We start from the raw sequence: 17,271 nt of genomic DNA on the forward strand, positions 1-17,271 counted from the left end.
AAGGAACTCATAAAAAAGTTAACATTAAGTTAATATAAAAAAGCTTTAAAAGATAGAATTTTGCCAAGTTCAAAATAAAGTAACATATATAAGGATAATGAGAAATTTTAAAAATTTATTACTACTAGCTTTACTTTTTATTTCGGCTACGGTATTAAGTCAAAGTAAGTTAACAGGTACAGTTGTTGATGAAATGGGACAACCACTTCCAAGTGCATCTGTTATCGAAAAAGGTACCATGAATGGTGTTGAGACAGATTTCGATGGTAACTTTACATTAAATGCAAAATCAAGTCAAGGTACTGTAGTTGTATCTTTTGTTGGTTATGCAGTTAAAGAATTAAAATTTACAGGAGCTGTAAATTTTGGTGAAATTCAATTAGCACCATCTAATGAATTAGATGAGATTGTTGTAACTGCAACGTCATTAGCTATTGATAGAAAAACTCCAGTAGCTGTTTCTACAGTAAAAGCTGCTGATATTGAAAGAAAGTTAGGAACTCAAGAATTTCCAGAAATTTTAAAATCTACACCTGGTGTTTATGCTACAAGATCAGGAGGTGGTTTTGGAGATGGTAGAATTAATTTAAGAGGGTTTAATTCTGTTAACATTGGTGTAATGATCAACGGTGTACCAGTCAATGACATGGAAAACGGTAGAGTATTCTGGTCAAACTGGGCAGGTTTAGGTGATGTTACTTCTGTAATGCAGGTACAAAGAGGATTGGGAGCTTCTAAAGTAGCTGTACCTTCAGTTGGAGGAACAATTAATATTGTAACAAAATCTACGGATATTGAAAGAGGAGGTAATATAATTGCTTCTACTGGTAATGATGGGTACCAAAAATATGGTTTTACATTATCAACAGGTAAAATGGAAAACGGATTCGCTTCTACAGTTTCTGTATCAAAAGTTTCTGGTCAGGGATTTGTTGATGGAACTGAATTTGAAGGATGGAATTACTTTGCAAATATTTCAAAAGAAATTAATGATAGGCATACTATATCGTTAACAACTTTTGGAGCTCCACAGAGACATGGTCAAAGACAAAATAGAAGTACAATAGATACTTATAGAAGAGCTGAATCAGGTATCAGATTTAATCCAGACTGGGGATTAAGAGACGGAAACGTTGTTCACGTAGAGGATAACTTTTACCATAAAAATCAAACATCTTTAAACCATTACTGGGATATAAATGATAAAACATCTTTATCTACTGCTCTTTATTTCTCTATTGGTAGAGGTGGTGGTGGAGCCAGAGGTGGTTCTAATATAAACTTATTTCAAAACAGAATAGGAGGAGCTGATCAGCCAATTGATATTGATAATATTGTATCTATAAATAGAGCTAATGGAACTGCAGGATTAGGTTCTGAAGCAGTGTTATTAGCATCTAAAAACGAACATGAATGGTATGGAGGTTTAACTACTTTTAAAACAGAATTAGTAGAAAATCTTGATTTTGTTGGAGGAGTAGATATTAGACATTATAAAGGGTTACATTACAGAGAACTTACTGATTTGTTAGGAGGAAGTTACTACTGGGATGTTGATAGTGATGGTAATCAAAACGATGTAAATAATGTTATTAACCCAAGAGAAAAATATGTGGGTGATGTAGTTAGCTATAATAATGATGGTATAGTTGATTGGCAAGGAGTATTTACTCAGTTTGAGTACAGTAAAGGTGATTTTAATGCGTTTTTATCAACAGCAATTTCTAATACTTCTTATAAGAGAATTGATTATTTCAACTATTTAGCTACAGATCCAAATAGAGAAACAGACACATATAGTTTTTTAGGATATAGTGTTAAGGGTGGTGCAAACTACAAAATTGATGGAGTACAAAATGTATTTGCTAATGTGGGATATTTCGAAAGGGCTCCTTTCTTTAATGGAGTATTTACACGTTTCGATAACGAAGCTTCAAGTATAAACGCAGATGCTGATACTGAAAAAATATTATCTTTCGAATTAGGGTACGGAGTTAGAGCAGAAAAATTTGCAGCTAATCTTAATGTATATAGAACAGAGTGGAGAGATCGTAATTTATCTACAAGATTAAATGCAGAGAATGGAGAGCAATTTTCTACAAATATACCTGGTGTTGATGCATTACATCAAGGTGTAGAAGTTGACTTTACCTGGAAACCAACAGATTATTTAACAGTTACTGGTATGGGGTCTTTAGGAGACTGGAAATGGGCTAGCGATATATATAGAGTGCCTGTATTTGATCCAGAGCAACAATTTGTTGGAGAGGTAGATTTATTATTAGATGGAGTTAGAGTAGGTGATGCCGCTCAAACTACAGCTGCTTTAGGTTTATTATATAAATTCTGGGAGAAGTCAAGTTTGACTGTAGATTATAATTATTTTGGAGAATTATATTCAGATTTTAGCTTTAGTCAAAACTTTACATCAAAAGATAGAATTGAAGAGATAGCTAATGATCCAACTTTAACTAGAGATGAACCTAAAAGAGTGGGGCAACCATGGAAAATGCCAAACTATCATACTTTTGATGCTAGTATTCGTCATGGATTTAACTTTGGAGATTTTGATACAACATTAACATTACGTGTTAATAATATATTTGATACAGAATACATTTCTGATGCACAGGATGTAAGTGGAACAGCAGCTAGTGCTTTAGTATGGTATGGAGCAGGAAGAACGTTTAGTTTAGGTGCAAAAATTAAGTTTTAATTAAAAATTAAGATAAAATGAAAAAAATAATATATTCATTATTAGCTCTTTTTTTAGTGTTTACTACATCATGTGAACCATTAGAGGATGTTTATGAAGAGCTAGATGCTACAAGCTCAGAAGTAATTAAAGGAGATACTGATTACACATTAATTTCAGAAGATTACACAAATGAAGAGGACGAAGGAGGTTTTAATCTTAGTAATGAGTTTTTTGAGACTTTAGAACAATCAGAACAGCTTTTACCTGTTTTATTAGAAAAGAAGTATCCAATGTTTGGAAAGGGATCTATAGTTAGATTAACTTTTAAAGCATCTCAACTTTATAAAAAAATAGATTATACAGTAACTGCAGAAGATTATTTGAATTTTGGAGCAACTGATAATTCTTTTGCTTCTGAAGAAGAAGTATTGAATTTTATAGGTGTAAATTTCGCTACAGAAAAAAAAGGTACTGTAGTAGATTTAACTTTTAAAGGGGCTTTAGAATCTTATGAGCTTACTAATGATGATTATGATTCAGTAGGGAATGGACGTTTTAATAACTTTGATATTAGACCTGGTGCTAATGAAGAAACTTTAGAGTCTAGAAGAGTTAAAATACAAACTATTTTATTAGCTAATTTTCCTGATGCAGAAAATGGTACAGCTTTTAAAGTTGATTACAAGGCATTTAATGGTAGTGGAGTTGAAGATTTATCAATGAATCTGATTTTAAGTATTATTGATTTTCCTACAACGCCACAAGATTATGAGCTTACTAATGACGATTATGATTCAGTAGGGAATGGACGTTTTAATAATTTTGATATTAGACCTGGTCGAGCAGAAGAAACTTTAGAAGCAAGAAGAGCTAAGATAGAAACTATTTTATTAGCAAACTTTCCTACTGCAGTTCAAGGAGATATATTTAATGTTTCTTACAAAACATTTAATGGATCAGCTGGGGAAGATAATATGTATGTTATTTTAGATGCTACTGGAGGGTATAGTATATTCGATACAGAAGTTTATAATATTTATGCTGATTCAACTGTAGATCAAACGACAAGATATACGTTAGGTAATGTATGGGAAAGACCTTATGTTTTAACATCAGATGATTATAGAGAATTAGGACAAAGATTTGATAATTTTTCAGGATCTACTATTGAAGATAGACATGAGGCACAGAGATTGTTAGAGGTATTTTTAGCGAATCAAGATGAGAATACTTATGCGGCAGTAGGTGATTGTAAAACTTTACAGTATGATACTTTTAGTTCTGGTACAATAACTACTCAAAATATATCATTTGTTTTTGATGGTACTTCATGGAGTAGTTCAAGAGAATTAACGGTACAATATGGATTTGACGGTAGTGTATGGGAGCCTGATAATACAATTTTATATACATTAACAGGTGCAGACTATGTTTTAGTAGGAAATGGACGTTTTAATAACTTTGATATTAGAGAAGGAAGTGATGAAGAAACTGTTGAAGCTAGAAGAGCTAAAATTAGTACTATTTTATTAAACAACTTTGAAACTTTAGGAGAAGGTCAAAAATTTGTAGTATCTTATAACGTATGGATGCCAGGTGACGGTGTTTTAGAGATGAGTCTTATTCATGATGGTACAGAGTATGTATTAAACGAGTAAAATCGAATTTATAAAGATTAAAAACCACCTCAATAGAGGTGGTTTTTTTATGCATAAAATTCAGTACTTTTACATTATTAAAAAACTAATAAATAACAATGAAGACACTTCACTCTTATTGGGCTTACATAGTGCTAATTGTGCTAATTTTTACAGTGGTAAATGCAATTATCGGATTAGTGCAAAAGAAAGAATTTACACATAAAGAATTCCGTTTAGGGTTATTTACCTTAATAACTACACACATACAACTTTTAATAGGTTTAGGATGGTATTTTATGTCGCCTTGGTATAAATCAATGAAAGCAAATGGTGTAGATGCTACAAATAGATTGTTAGCAGTTGAGCATCCTACAATGATGATATTAGCAATTGTTTTAATTACCATTGGTTGGTCTAAACACAAGAAGAAAGTTAAAAGCGAGGATAAATTTAAAATGTTTGCTATTTTTTATGGCTTAGCTTTATTATTTATTCTAGCAAGGATACCTTGGAATAACTGGATTTAAAAAAGTATTTATATAATTCCCGCTTCAGCGGGAATCTTATTTTAACAAAATATGAAAATTATTAGTTACTTACTATCTTCAATTTTTGCAATTGTTTTTTTCTTACTGTTAATAGTATTTCATCCCATACAATGGTTGGGATTAAAAATTTTTGGTTCTAATGGACACCAAAATGTAGTGAATGTTATGAACTGGTTTTTAGTAAAATCGCTCTTGATTTTAGGAATACCAGTACGTTTAAAGAATGAACATTCAATACCAGAAAACGAAACAATCATTTTTGTGTCTAATCATCAAAGCATGTTTGATATTCCTCCAATTATTTGGTTTTTTAGAAAGCACATTCCAAAATTTGTTTCTAAGAAAGAATTGGGTAAAGGAATTCCTAGTATTTCATTCAATTTAAAATATGGAGGTGCAGCATTGATAGATAGAAAAGATAGAAAGCAAGCCTTAACTGAAATGGCTAAATTTGCAAAAAGGATTCATACAAACAAATGGTCGGCTACTATTTTTCCTGAAGGAACTAGAAGTAGAAATGGAGCTCCAAAAAAGTTTGCGTCTAATGGTTTAAAAGTATTAGCAAAGTATAATCCAGAGGCATATGTAGTGCCATTAACAATTAATAATTCGTGGAAAATTTTTAAGTATGGCAAGTTTCCATTGGGTGTAGGAAGTCCTATGACTATCATTACTCATGAGCCAATAAAAATAGATAGTCTTCCGTTTGAAGAATTATTAGTTAAAGTAGAAGATGCTGTAAAAGGAGCTATCTTATAAAACAACGAAACAAACAACAACCATATATGTCAATATATAACGTAAGAAAAGAAGTGATGAAAACCTTGGAAGAAAAAATCCATGGTTTTGTTGAAGATTATTTAATACCTATAGAGAAAATTTGGCAACCTACCGATTTTTTACCGAACTCTCAAAGTGATAATTTTATTGAAGAAGTAAGAGAGATAAGAGAGATATCTAAAGAATTAGATGACGATTTTTGGGTAGTATTAGTAGGAGATACAATTACTGAAGAAGCATTACCTACCTATGAATCTTGGTTACTAGATTTAGATGGTGTAACTCAAGACCCTGACAATGGTTGGGCAAAATGGGTTAGAGCATGGACAGCTGAAGAAAATAGGCATGGAGATGTATTAAACAAATACTTGTATTTATCAGGAAGAGTAAATATGAGGGAAGTAGAAATTTCTACACAGCATTTAATTGCAGATGGATTTGATATTGGTACGTCTACTGATCCATATAAAAACTTTGTATACACAAGTTTTCAAGAATTAGCAACTTATGTATCGCACAATAACGTAGCTAAAATAGCACGTAAAAAAGGACATAAGTTATTAGCAAAAATGTCTAGAATTATTGCAGGAGATGAAATGCGTCATCATAAAGCATATACGGCTTTTGTAAAAGAGATTTTTCAAATAGATCCTAGTGAAATGATGTTGGCTTTTGAACAAATGATGAAACACAAAATTATAATGCCAGCAATGCATTTACGTGAGTCATTTAATGAAAAAGGAAGCTTATTTGATGATTTTTCTACAGTAGCACAACGATTAGGAGTTTATACTGGTTTTGATTATGTAGATATTTTAAAGAAGTTAAATGATACTTGGGAAATAGATAAAGTAACTGGTTTAACAGCAGAAGCAGAAAAAGCTAGAGATTACTTAATGAAATTACCAGAAAGAATGTATCGAATTACAGAAAGAATTAAAGTACCAGATACACAGTTTAATTTTAAGTGGATGATACCTGCTTAGAGGTAGCTTGAAGTTAAAAGTCTGAAGTTAGAAAGGTTATTTTCCAACTTCAGACTTTCAGCTTTTAACTTATACTAAAAACATCTTTATCATTTAAAAAGCCTAGTTTATTTCTTACTTCTTCTTGATAGGTTTTATGTAATTCAGTATACACAATACATTCTTCTTCATTGTTTTCTTTAGATAAATTAGTACCCAAACAATCTAAAGCAATAGAATGTCCCACGTATTCAAAATCGTTACCGTCTTTACCAATTCTATTTACACCAATAGTGTAGCTCATATTTTCAATAGCTCTTGCTTTTAATAAAGCATCCCAAGCATTTACTCTTTTTTGAGGCCAACTAGCAATGTAAATTAATAGATCGTAGTTTTCTACATTTCTAGCCCAAACAGGAAAACGCAAGTCGTAACAAATAAGAGGACAAATTTTCCAGCCTTTATATTCGATGATCAACTTTTGAGTTCCAGAAGCAAAAGTTTCATGCTCTTTTGCTAAAGTGAATGTATGACGTTTATCATAAAACTCAATTTCTCCAGATGGTAACACAAATAACAATCTATTATAAAAAATAGGGTTGTTGGTAGATGAATCTTTTATAATAATACTTCCAATAATTGCAGTTTGTTTTTGTTGTGCCATTTTTTGCATCCAAACTACAGTTTCACCATCCATGCTTTCAGCTAATTCATTAGCATTCATAGAAAATCCTGTAGAAAACATTTCAGGAAGAATAATAAGGTCAACATCATTAGAAATAGAATTGATTTTATCAGTAAAATAATTTCTGTTTTCTATTGGGTTTTCCCAAACCAAATTTGATTGGATAAAAGCTGTTTTTAGTGTGTTCATTACCAATATTCTTTATTTCAAATGTAAACTATTTTAGTTAGAAGCATGTATGTTTAAGTTGCTACTTTTTACACTGGAATATATCATATCAGTTAAAAACAGGTATAGAAAGTAAATTACTTTTTGTTTCTTTGCCCAGAATGTGATTGCTACTTTTCTTCTTACTTAAGAAAACTAATCCATTCCACAGCGTTTCATTCGTAATAACATCAATTTTTGAGATGATATTTTTTTACGTGGAGTTACGATTTTGATAATACGGTTATTTAACGCAATGCAAACATTTATTCAAGAAACAATTCAGGATATATTAAAAACCACCACAAACTTTGAGGAGGTTGTTTTTGTATTGCCATCAAAAAGAGCTGGAGTATTTGTAAAGCAAGCATTAAAAGATGCATCTGTAACCGGATTTTTACCTGAAATTTTAAATATTGAAGAATTTATTGAACAGGTTTCTGAAATAAAAAAAATAGATTCTATTCAATTGCTATTTCATTTTTATACTATTTATAAAGAGCAAGAAGAAAACCCTGATTCGTTTGATACATTTTCATCTTGGGCATTTACTGTGTTGCAAGATTTTAATGAAATAGATCAACATTTAGTAGATACAAGAGATGTTTTTATATATATCAGAGATTTAGAACGATTAAAAAAATGGTCTGTAAAAGGTACTTTTAAAGAAACCCCTCTAATAAAAGATCATTTTTCTTTTACCGAAAAATTAAATGAATATTATGACGCTTTTTATGCTTTTTTATTAGAAAATAAAATAGGGTATCAAGGTTGCATGTATAGAGAGTCAACTAAAAAAATAGATGAGTATTTAAAAGAGCATCCAGAAAAACAATTCTTTTTTATTGGCTTTAACGCATTGAATAAATCAGAAGAGCTTATTGTTAGTCGAATGTTGTTAGAAGGAAATACCGAAATATATTGGGATATTGATCAGGCTTTTTTACATTCAAATCATCAAGCGGGTAACTTTATCAGAAAATATAAAACAAGATGGAAATACTATCAAACGAACGAACTTAAAATTGTTGGAGATTGGTTTTCGAAAGAAAAAAACATTCAATTGATAGGAGCAGCCAAGAATATTTCTCAAATGAAATATGCAGGAGAGTTGTTGTCTAAGTTTCCAAGTCATAATAGTACAGCCTTGGTTTTATCAGATGAATCTTTACTACCTATTACCTTAAATTCGCTTCCAGAGAATGTTTCTTCTATAAACATAACAATGGGTTATCCGTTAAAAGATATGCCTACTACGAGCTTAATTTTATCTATTTTTCAGCTTTTTTTATTACAGGATAAGTTTAAAAAGCAAGAGGTAAATTTATTTTATTATAAAAGTGTTGTAAAATTTTTAAAACATCCATTAATTCATCGAGTTTTATCAGTAGACAATGATTCGCTTTCAGATGTAATTACAACGATTATATTTAAAGAGAATCACACGTTTATTTCAGAAGATTTTATAGCAACTTTTTTAACAAAAATAGGACCTGAAACTAAAAAGTTAATATTAAATATTTTTTCTAAGTTTACTAATATTGATGAATTTTTACAGAGAATTTTAAAGTTAATTGATGGGTTAAAAAACGAAGTAATAGGTTTAGAAAAAGAGTTTCTATTTCGCTATTATACAGTTTTTGTTCAGTTACAAAATCATCAGAAAGCATTAGGATATTTTACCGATTTAAAAACCTTGTATCAGTTTTTTAATCAATTAATAGGATCAGAAAATTTATCCTTTCAAGGAGAGCCTTTAGAAGGACTTCAGTTAATGGGAATGTTAGAAACCCGTTTGTTAGATTTTGATAATTTAATTATTACTTCTGTAAATGAAGGAATTTTACCGGGGAACTCAAAACAAACCTCGTTTATTCCGTTTGATGCTAAAGTTGCTTATGGTTTACCAACTTATACAGAAAAAGACGCAATTTTTTCATATCACTTTTTTAGATTAATTCAGAGAGCTAAAAACGTTTTTTTAATTTATAATACTGAAGTTGATTCGTTTGGAGGTGGTGAAAAAAGCAGATTTATTACACAGTTGGAGTTGTTAAAAGAAGATATTCAAAGTAGAACTGTGAGCCCTAAAATTCATCCACAGATAACCATTACCAAAGAGGTTGTAAAAAACGATGAAATTATTGATAAGCTAAAAGAGTTAGCTAAAAAAGGATTTTCACCATCGGCTCTAACCAACTATTTGTACAATCCGTTAGCATTTTATCAGAAAAAAGTACTAAAAATTAAAGAGTTTGATGATATAGAAGAGGAAGTAGCTTTTAATACTTTAGGAACAGTAGTACATGAAACCTTAAGAGAATTGTACGAACCTTATGTGGGGAAGTTTCTATTATTGGAAAATGTAAAAGATATGGAAAGCAAAACGCATGCTTACATTATCAAATACTTTTCTGAATACTTTAGAAATGGAGATATTTCTACAGGAAAAAATAGATTGATTTTTGAAGTTGCAGTTCGATTTGTTTCCAATTTTTTACAGCAGGAAAAAGACTTATTAAAAGACACGAATAATCAACTTAAAATTTTAGAAGTAGAAAAAGATTATGAAGCTTTTATTAATATTGAAGGTTTTGACTTTCCAATTAAAATTCATGGACAAGTTGATAGGGTTGATGAATTAAATGGTGTTACCAGAATTATTGATTATAAAACAGGAGCCGTAAAAGAGCCTGATTTAAAAGTATCGGATGTTTCAGAAATATTAGATTTTAAATACAGTAAAGCCATTCAGGTATTATTGTATGCTTTTATGTACACTGAAAATTTGAAAACAGATAAAGATATTCCTTTAGAAGCAGGTATCATTTCCTTTAAAAAACTAAAATCTGGATTTATGAAGTTGAATTTTTCTGAAAAATATAGAGGAAAAGATCACGAAGTTACTTCAGAAAGAATTGCTAATTTTATAGAACAAGTGTCACTTTTACTTAAAGAAATTTATAATCCAGAAGTTTCTTTTACAGAGCCAGCAGACTTACCGTTTTAATTTTATTGTTAAAGTAGTTTTTCGTATTTACTTCTAAAAAAATCAAACATATTTACGTGTGAAAATTCTAGTTGTTTTTATTGTTGGTTAATCTAATGTTTTGATTTTAAAAATATTATTTCTAAATTTAGATCAAAGTAAAAGAAACCTCCGTTTAATAACTTAAAGTTGTTTTGTGTATTAGAAAACCAATTGTATTCAACTTTAAAGTATATATCTACAAATGAAAATAAATTCAATTTGCGGTAGTTTGTTACCAATAATTGCGTGAAATAATCAACCAATAAAATGAAAGGTTGTAATAATATCTTTTAACCAAAGAAAACTAACTAAACCCAAAGATGAAAAAATTGCAGAAAAATATTTTGCTATGTTTTGTCCTTTATTCTTTTTTAATCAATGCTCAATCTGATAAAGCAGCTTTAATTTGGTTTGATGACGTTTTAGGCGCTAAAAACTCACCATTAAAGTCAGGAGCCAATTATGATAAATTATACAGAACAGGAAAAGGAAATCATAACTTTTATTTAGAAGATAAGTTTTATTTAACCAACATTCAGTACAATGGTCAATTGTATTACGATGTTCTTGCTAAGTATGATATAAATTCTGATAATTTAGTTGTAAAAACCAATTCAGGATCTATTATGATTCCTAGAAAAAATGTCTCTTTTTTTTCAATAGCTAATAAGCATAATTTTTATAAAATAGATAATAGTTTTTATGCAGAAGCTTTCAAATCAAAAAACATAACACTTTTACGAAGTCATGTAAAGGAGAAAATTAAAACATACAAAAGAGATTTTGTAGAGTATAAATTCAAACCTAAAATTGAATATAAAGTACTGTTCAATGATGTTTTAATGGATATTGATAAGAAGAAAAAATGGATACTATTATTCCCTGAGAAAGAAGAAGAAATAGATAAGTTCTTTTCCAGTTACAAGAAAATATTTAAAACATCTAAAGAAGAGTTTTTTGTAAACCTAATTAAATATATCAATAATTAAGTTTAATATGAGAAAGAGAATTACTTTATTATCAGTTTTTTTGTGTTTTCTTCAGGTGTATTCACAACAGCAGAAAAACATATCTATTACTTTATCAAATACCTCTATTTTAGAGTCTATACAATTAATAGAAAAAAATACATCATATCAATTTTTCTTTATTGATTCTTGGCTTGCAAGTCCCAAAAAAGTCAATAAAGAATTTAAGAATACTACAATTGATACTTTGTTGAGATTCATTTTTGATGAAACCAATGTTAATTATTTTATTACAGAGGGAAACAAAATAATATTAAGTAATAACAATGTTATTTACGAAAGTGTTTACAGGAAACAGAAAGTTGATGTAGATGTCAATATAGATACAACTTCTACTTCAATCCCCGTATTTATAGCAAAAAGTAATTTTGAAAAAAAGAAAGCTAATACAATAAAAACTATAAAAATTGGTAAAGAAAATAATAGATTAAAACAAAGGAAGTACACACTAAAAGGTGTTGTGAAAAATAAAGCAACTAAAGCAGCTATATCTGATTTGGTTTTGTTAGTTAGAAAAACAAACACCTATGCAGTGACAGATAAAAGTGGAAATTTTACCATAAAACTCCCTCACGGAATTCATCTAATTGAAACCATTCTATCAGGTATAAAAACCACTAAAACAAGGTTTATTATATATGGTGATGGATCTTATAATTTTAATTTAAGTGATGATGATGATACATTATTAAATGAAGTAGTTGTAAAATCGAATAGATTAGAGAATGTAAAAAGTTTAGTAACTGGAGTTTCTCAAATTAAATCTGAAAAAGTTAAAGTTGTACCGCAAGTTTTAGGAGAACGAAATCTACTTAAAATAGCAACTACTTTACCAGGTATTAAAAGTGCAGGAGAAGCATCTGAAGGAATACATGTTAGAGGAGGAAAATCAGATCAAAATTTATTTTTATTGGATAATAACACCATTTATAATCCGACTCACTTTTTTGGCATTTTTTCAGCAGTCAACCCATTTACAACTAAAGATTTAAAAATATACAAAGGAAATATTCCAGCTAGGTATGGAGGCAGGTTGTCTTCTGTTTTTGATATTGTTTCAAAAAAGAGTGATACTGAAAAAATTAAAGGAGAAATGTCTCTGGGATTAGTTTCAAGTAATTTAAGTGCAGAAATACCTGTAGTTAAAGGGAAATCAGGACTTATTGTTGGAGGAAGAAGTAGCTACTCTAATTGGATTTTAAGAGCTTTAGATAATAAAGAACTAAGAAAAAGTAGTGCTTCTTTTTATGATGTTATAGCAAAATATGATCATCAAATTAATGATAATAACTCACTAAATGGAACATTTTTTTACAGTAATGATGCTTACAGTATTGCTTCAGATACTACTAACGCCTACTCAAATAAATTAGTTTCTTTAAAATGGGCGCATAAATTCAATGAGAAAAATTACGGGAGTATTCAATTATCAAATAGTAATTATGCTTTTAAAATAAATTTTGATGGTCAAACAAATACCAATTTCGATTTAAGATACAATATAGATGAATTTCAAATGAATCTTAATATGAATTATGTGTACTCCGATAAACACAAGTTTAATTATGGAGTGGCAAGTAAGTTGTATCAAATAAATCCAGGAGTAATTGAACCTTTTGGTAATGAGTCTATAGTCAGTCCGTTTACTGTACCACAAGAAAAAGCACTGGAGAGTTCGTTATTTATAGCTGATGATTTTACAATTAATGAAAAATTAAGTGCAAGTATAGGAGCCCGGTATACTCTATATACGTCGTTAGGAGCGTCTACACAAAGAATTTATGACGATACAAAACCCAAAAGTGATGCATCTGTTATTGCTACTCAAGAATTTGGTAATAATGAAATTCAAAAAACATACAATGGTCTAAGCCTACGATTATCTACTCGGTATTTATTAAACAAAAATCTATCAGTAAAAGCTAGTTTTAATAATTCGTATCAGTTTATTCATCGCTTATCTAATAATGCCTCTGCAAATCCAACTGATACATGGACATTGTCTAATATAAATGTAAAGCCACAGCAATCAATGCAAGGAGCGTTAGGTGTTTACAAGAATTTACCAAACGATATTGAAATAAGTATGGAAGGGTATTACAGAAAATATAAAAACTTGGTAGATTATAAAGTTGGTGCTAGTTTTTTATTGAATGAATTTATAGAAACCGAAATTCTTCAAGGTCCAGGAGAGTCTTATGGTTTAGAATTTTTATTAAGAAAAAACTCAGGAAAGTTAAATGGATGGTTTGGTTATAATTATTCAAGATCATTTATTGAATTAGATGGAGACTTTCCAGAAGAAGTTGTTAATGACGGTAATCCTTTTCCTTCAAATTTTGACCAACCGCATGATTTTAACTTAGTAGCCAATTATAAACTAACAGACAGGTACAGTATTTCTACAAACTTTACATATCAAACAGGTAGACCAGTAACTTATCCGATAGGGAAATATTCATCACAAGGGAGTGAATTTATTGTTTTTAGTGATAGAAATGAATTTAGAATTCCAGATTATTACCGATTAGATTTAGGTGTAAATATTGAAGGAAATCACAAGCTTAAAAAAGCAGGACATAGTTTTTGGACAATTTCGGTTTATAATGTTTTAGGAAGAAATAACCCTTACTCCGTTTTTTTTACTACTGAAGATGGTGTAATTCAATCCTATCAGAGTTCTATTTTTTCAAGACCAATACCAACCATTTCGTACAATTTAAAATTTTAATTTTATGAAACTGAAAAATACGATTATAATAATTTGTGCAGCTATTTTTCTAAATGCTTGTATAGAACCTGTAAATATTGAAGGTATAAATTACAAAGATTTTATAGCAGTAGAAGCTTCTGTTACTAGTGAAGTCAAAAAGCATACAGTTAAAATTACCAGAACATCTACTTTAGATGCTAAAGAAACAATAAAAGAATCAGGAGCCATTGTTAGTGTAGAAGATGATAGTCAGAATATATTTAGATTTATAGAAACTTCTAATGGTGAATATGAATCTGAAAATGAGTTTAAAGCAGAAGTAGGCAAAGCATATACTTTAAAAATAACCACAAAAGATGGTAAGGCTTATGCATCTTCTGCAGAAACAATAACAGGAATAGCAGCAATAGATGAAATTACAGCAGCAAGAGAATTTAATTCGTTAGATGAAGAAGGAGTTCAAATATATGTTCAATCTAAAAGTGAAGATGAAAATGCTAAATATTTTAGGTATGAGTATGAAGAAACATATAAAATAAGAGCTCCATATTATAGTCCAAACAAGGCAATACCACATCCTTTTACTGATGAAGTTATTTTAATAGTACCAGATTTAGAAAGTGCCGAAATCTGTTACGCAACACAAAAGTCGAATAAATTAGTGCAAACTGATGTCGCTAATTTATCATCTAATGAAGTAGATTTTGGAGTCAGATTTATTGCTAGAGATAATTACATAATTAGGCATAGGTATAGTATTTTATTAAAACAAAATGTTCAATCTTTTGAAGCCTACAGATATTTTCAAACGTTAAATGAATTATCTTCAATAGAAAATGTTTTCAATCAAAATCAACCAGGATTTCTTTCAGGAAATATAAGATCAGTAAATGATCCTAAAGAAAAAGTAATAGGTTTTTTTGAAGTGAATTCAGTATCAACAAAAAGATTCTTTTTAAATGGTATCGATTTTTTTACCGATATATATGCTGATTATCCTGCAAGTTGTTCATTTGGAGCACCACCTGTAAAAGATATGGCAGATAATGTGGTATTAGCGGGAATTTTAAGAGCTGGTACTTTAGTTTATTATAAAGACTATGCAGAGAATTTAGGATTGGATTTAGGTTGTGATAATGGAGCTGGAGAAGGATGTGGTCCTTATGTTTTAGTTTCCAAAGCTTGTGGAGATTGTAGAGTATTAGGTTCAGAAGTGAAACCAGATTTTTGGATAGATTAAAAATTAGCGTATGAAAACTAAAATTCTTTTTCTTTTTTGTGGATTGTTAACTATATCCAATCTAGTAAGTCAGGTTGAAGTAGCACCAAAACAATATGAAGAGTATAAACGATTACCTCAAGAAAACATATATGTACATTTTAATACGAATTTTTTACTAGTAGGAGAATCATTATTTTACAAAGTATATTGCTTAAATAAGCAAACTAAAAAGATGAGTAACTTAAGTAAGATTGCTTATGTTGAATTACTCGATAAAGATTTAAAAAGCGTATATAAAGATAAAATCAAGATTAAAAACGGAGTTGGTCAAGGTGATTTTTTTATTTCAAAAAACTTAGCATCTGGAAATTATAAGTTGATAGCGTATACCAATTGGATGAAAAATAAAAACGAGTTTTACAATGAGAATGTTTATTTAATCAATCCATATTCTCAAAAGTTAATCTCAGAAAATACAGGAGTTAATGAGTTGATTAAAAGTAATATTGAAGTGCTTGATCATTCAAATACAATTTCGTTAAACAAACAAACATTTAAAAAAAGAGAAAAAGTAGTAGTCAATGCTAAAAAATTGAATGATTTTGGAGGAAGTTATTCTATATCAGTTCGTAAAAAGAGTCCAGATTTTTTCAAAAAGAAGTCAACGGTCAAAAAATATACAACTTCAAATTATACATCAAATATTAAATATTTAGCTAAGAATTTAAAAACAAATGAGCTTGTACTACCAGACTTTAGAGGACAATTAATTATTGGGAATGTACATGATGAAAAAACGAATAAAGGAGTTGAAAATAAAATAGTAGGGTTGTCTTTTATCGGCAAAAAAGGATTTTATAAAACAGCAGTTACGAATCAAAAAGGTGTTTTCTATTTTAATGTTGATGAAGAGCAGTATCCATCTAAAGGTTTTATACAATTATTGGATGCAAATACAGAAAACACCAAGTTAAAAATTGAGATTATAAAAAATAAAGATCTCGATTTTTCTGAGCTAAAATTCAATGAAATTAAAACAAATGATGTTTTAGACAGTATTATTGATCAGCGCAGTATTTATACTCAGATAGAAAATACTTTTTCAGAAAAAAAGCAAGATTCCATTTTACAAGGTAAAAGTACTCAACAATTGTATTTAGAAGATTTTAAAGCGTATAAACTAGATGATTTTAATAGGTTTAAAACTTTAAAAGAAACAATTATTGAGGTGTTAGATATTGTGTCTTTTAAAAAGAAAGAAGATCAATATATTTTTAAAATAGAAAGAGAAAAGTTGAATTATGTGTATATATATGCTCCGTTAGTAGTAATCGATGGTTACATTGTAAAGCATCATGGAGATATTATAAATTATGATGCAAAAGGGATAGATGAAATTCTTGTATCTCAAAAAATATATCAATTCAGTGGAGGTTTTTATGGAGGTATTATCTACATAAAAACGTTCAATGGAGATTTTAAACCTAAGATAAATCAAGATGTTTTTCAATTAGAAATGGAGCCATTAGAACTTGAAAAAAACTATTACAATGGAGGTTCAAACATAATTAACAAAAGAATTCCAGATTACAGGATTCAATTACTGTGGAATGCTAATTTGAACATTGATAGTAAAGAGTTGTCATTTTATACTTCAGATATTAAAGGTGTTTATGAAATAGATATTCAAGGATACACACAACAAGGAAAACCGATATCTATTCAAAAGGAATTTACAGTTGAATGAATGAAAT

11 protein-coding genes are annotated in these 17,271 nt (G+C 29.4%); 10 read left to right on the plus strand and 1 reads right to left on the minus strand.

What is annotated here, in order from left to right; all coding sequences use genetic code 11:
* Window positions 1-97: 97 nt before the first annotated feature.
* The 5 genes from EYW44_RS15590 (at window position 98) to EYW44_RS15610 (ending at window position 6,652) form a co-directional block, all read left to right on the plus strand.
* Entirely contained in the window at window positions 98-2,716 is a 2,619-nt protein-coding gene (locus tag EYW44_RS15590) for a TonB-dependent receptor (RefSeq protein ID WP_132724729.1), read from the plus strand.
* Window positions 2,717-2,733: 17 nt separating this feature from the next.
* Complete coding sequence (locus tag EYW44_RS15595) at window positions 2,734-4,356, plus strand: hypothetical protein (RefSeq protein ID WP_132724731.1); 1,623 nt, start codon at window positions 2,734-2,736, stop codon at window positions 4,354-4,356.
* Window positions 4,357-4,454: 98 nt separating this feature from the next.
* Window positions 4,455-4,865 (plus strand): hypothetical protein, encoded by a 411-nt coding sequence (locus EYW44_RS15600; RefSeq protein ID WP_132724733.1) that lies wholly within the window; start codon window positions 4,455-4,457, stop codon window positions 4,863-4,865.
* 51 nt (window positions 4,866-4,916) lie between these two features.
* Window positions 4,917-5,645, plus strand: coding sequence for a lysophospholipid acyltransferase family protein (locus tag EYW44_RS15605; RefSeq protein ID WP_132724735.1), 729 nt, complete (start codon window positions 4,917-4,919; stop codon window positions 5,643-5,645).
* 26 nt (window positions 5,646-5,671) lie between these two features.
* The gene (locus EYW44_RS15610; protein ID WP_132724737.1) at window positions 5,672-6,652 is read left to right on the plus strand and encodes an acyl-ACP desaturase; all 981 of its coding nucleotides are present in this window, start codon (window positions 5,672-5,674) and stop codon (window positions 6,650-6,652) included.
* A gap of 64 nt (window positions 6,653-6,716) precedes the next feature.
* Here EYW44_RS15610 and EYW44_RS15615 read toward each other — a convergent pair whose 3' ends face one another.
* Window positions 6,717-7,505: an amidohydrolase gene (locus EYW44_RS15615; protein ID WP_132724739.1), complete on the minus strand. Its 789-nt coding sequence runs from the start codon at window positions 7,503-7,505 to the stop codon at window positions 6,717-6,719.
* 274 nt (window positions 7,506-7,779) lie between these two features.
* Between EYW44_RS15615 and EYW44_RS15620 the strand changes: the two genes are divergently transcribed.
* The 5 genes from EYW44_RS15620 (at window position 7,780) to EYW44_RS15640 (ending at window position 17,264) form a co-directional block, all read left to right on the plus strand.
* Window positions 7,780-10,533 carry a PD-(D/E)XK nuclease family protein gene (locus tag EYW44_RS15620; RefSeq protein ID WP_132724741.1) on the plus strand — a complete coding sequence of 918 codons (2,754 nt, stop codon included), beginning with the start codon at window positions 7,780-7,782 and terminating at the stop codon, window positions 10,531-10,533.
* Window positions 10,534-10,874: 341 nt separating this feature from the next.
* Window positions 10,875-11,543, plus strand: coding sequence for a hypothetical protein (locus tag EYW44_RS15625; RefSeq protein WP_132724743.1), 669 nt, complete (start codon window positions 10,875-10,877; stop codon window positions 11,541-11,543).
* A gap of 7 nt (window positions 11,544-11,550) precedes the next feature.
* The gene (locus EYW44_RS15630; RefSeq protein ID WP_132724745.1) at window positions 11,551-14,313 is read left to right on the plus strand and encodes a TonB-dependent receptor; all 2,763 of its coding nucleotides are present in this window, start codon (window positions 11,551-11,553) and stop codon (window positions 14,311-14,313) included.
* A 4-nt stretch (window positions 14,314-14,317) separates the two neighbouring features.
* Window positions 14,318-15,535, plus strand: coding sequence for a DUF4249 domain-containing protein (locus tag EYW44_RS15635; protein WP_132724747.1), 1,218 nt, complete (start codon window positions 14,318-14,320; stop codon window positions 15,533-15,535).
* Between the two features lie 10 nt (window positions 15,536-15,545).
* Window positions 15,546-17,264 carry a hypothetical protein gene (locus tag EYW44_RS15640; protein ID WP_132724749.1) on the plus strand — a complete coding sequence of 573 codons (1,719 nt, stop codon included), beginning with the start codon at window positions 15,546-15,548 and terminating at the stop codon, window positions 17,262-17,264.
* Window positions 17,265-17,271 lie beyond the last annotated feature (7 nt).

The organism is Tenacibaculum sp. M341 (genome assembly GCF_004337695.1).
GTDB lineage: Bacteria > Bacteroidota > Bacteroidia > Flavobacteriales > Flavobacteriaceae > Polaribacter.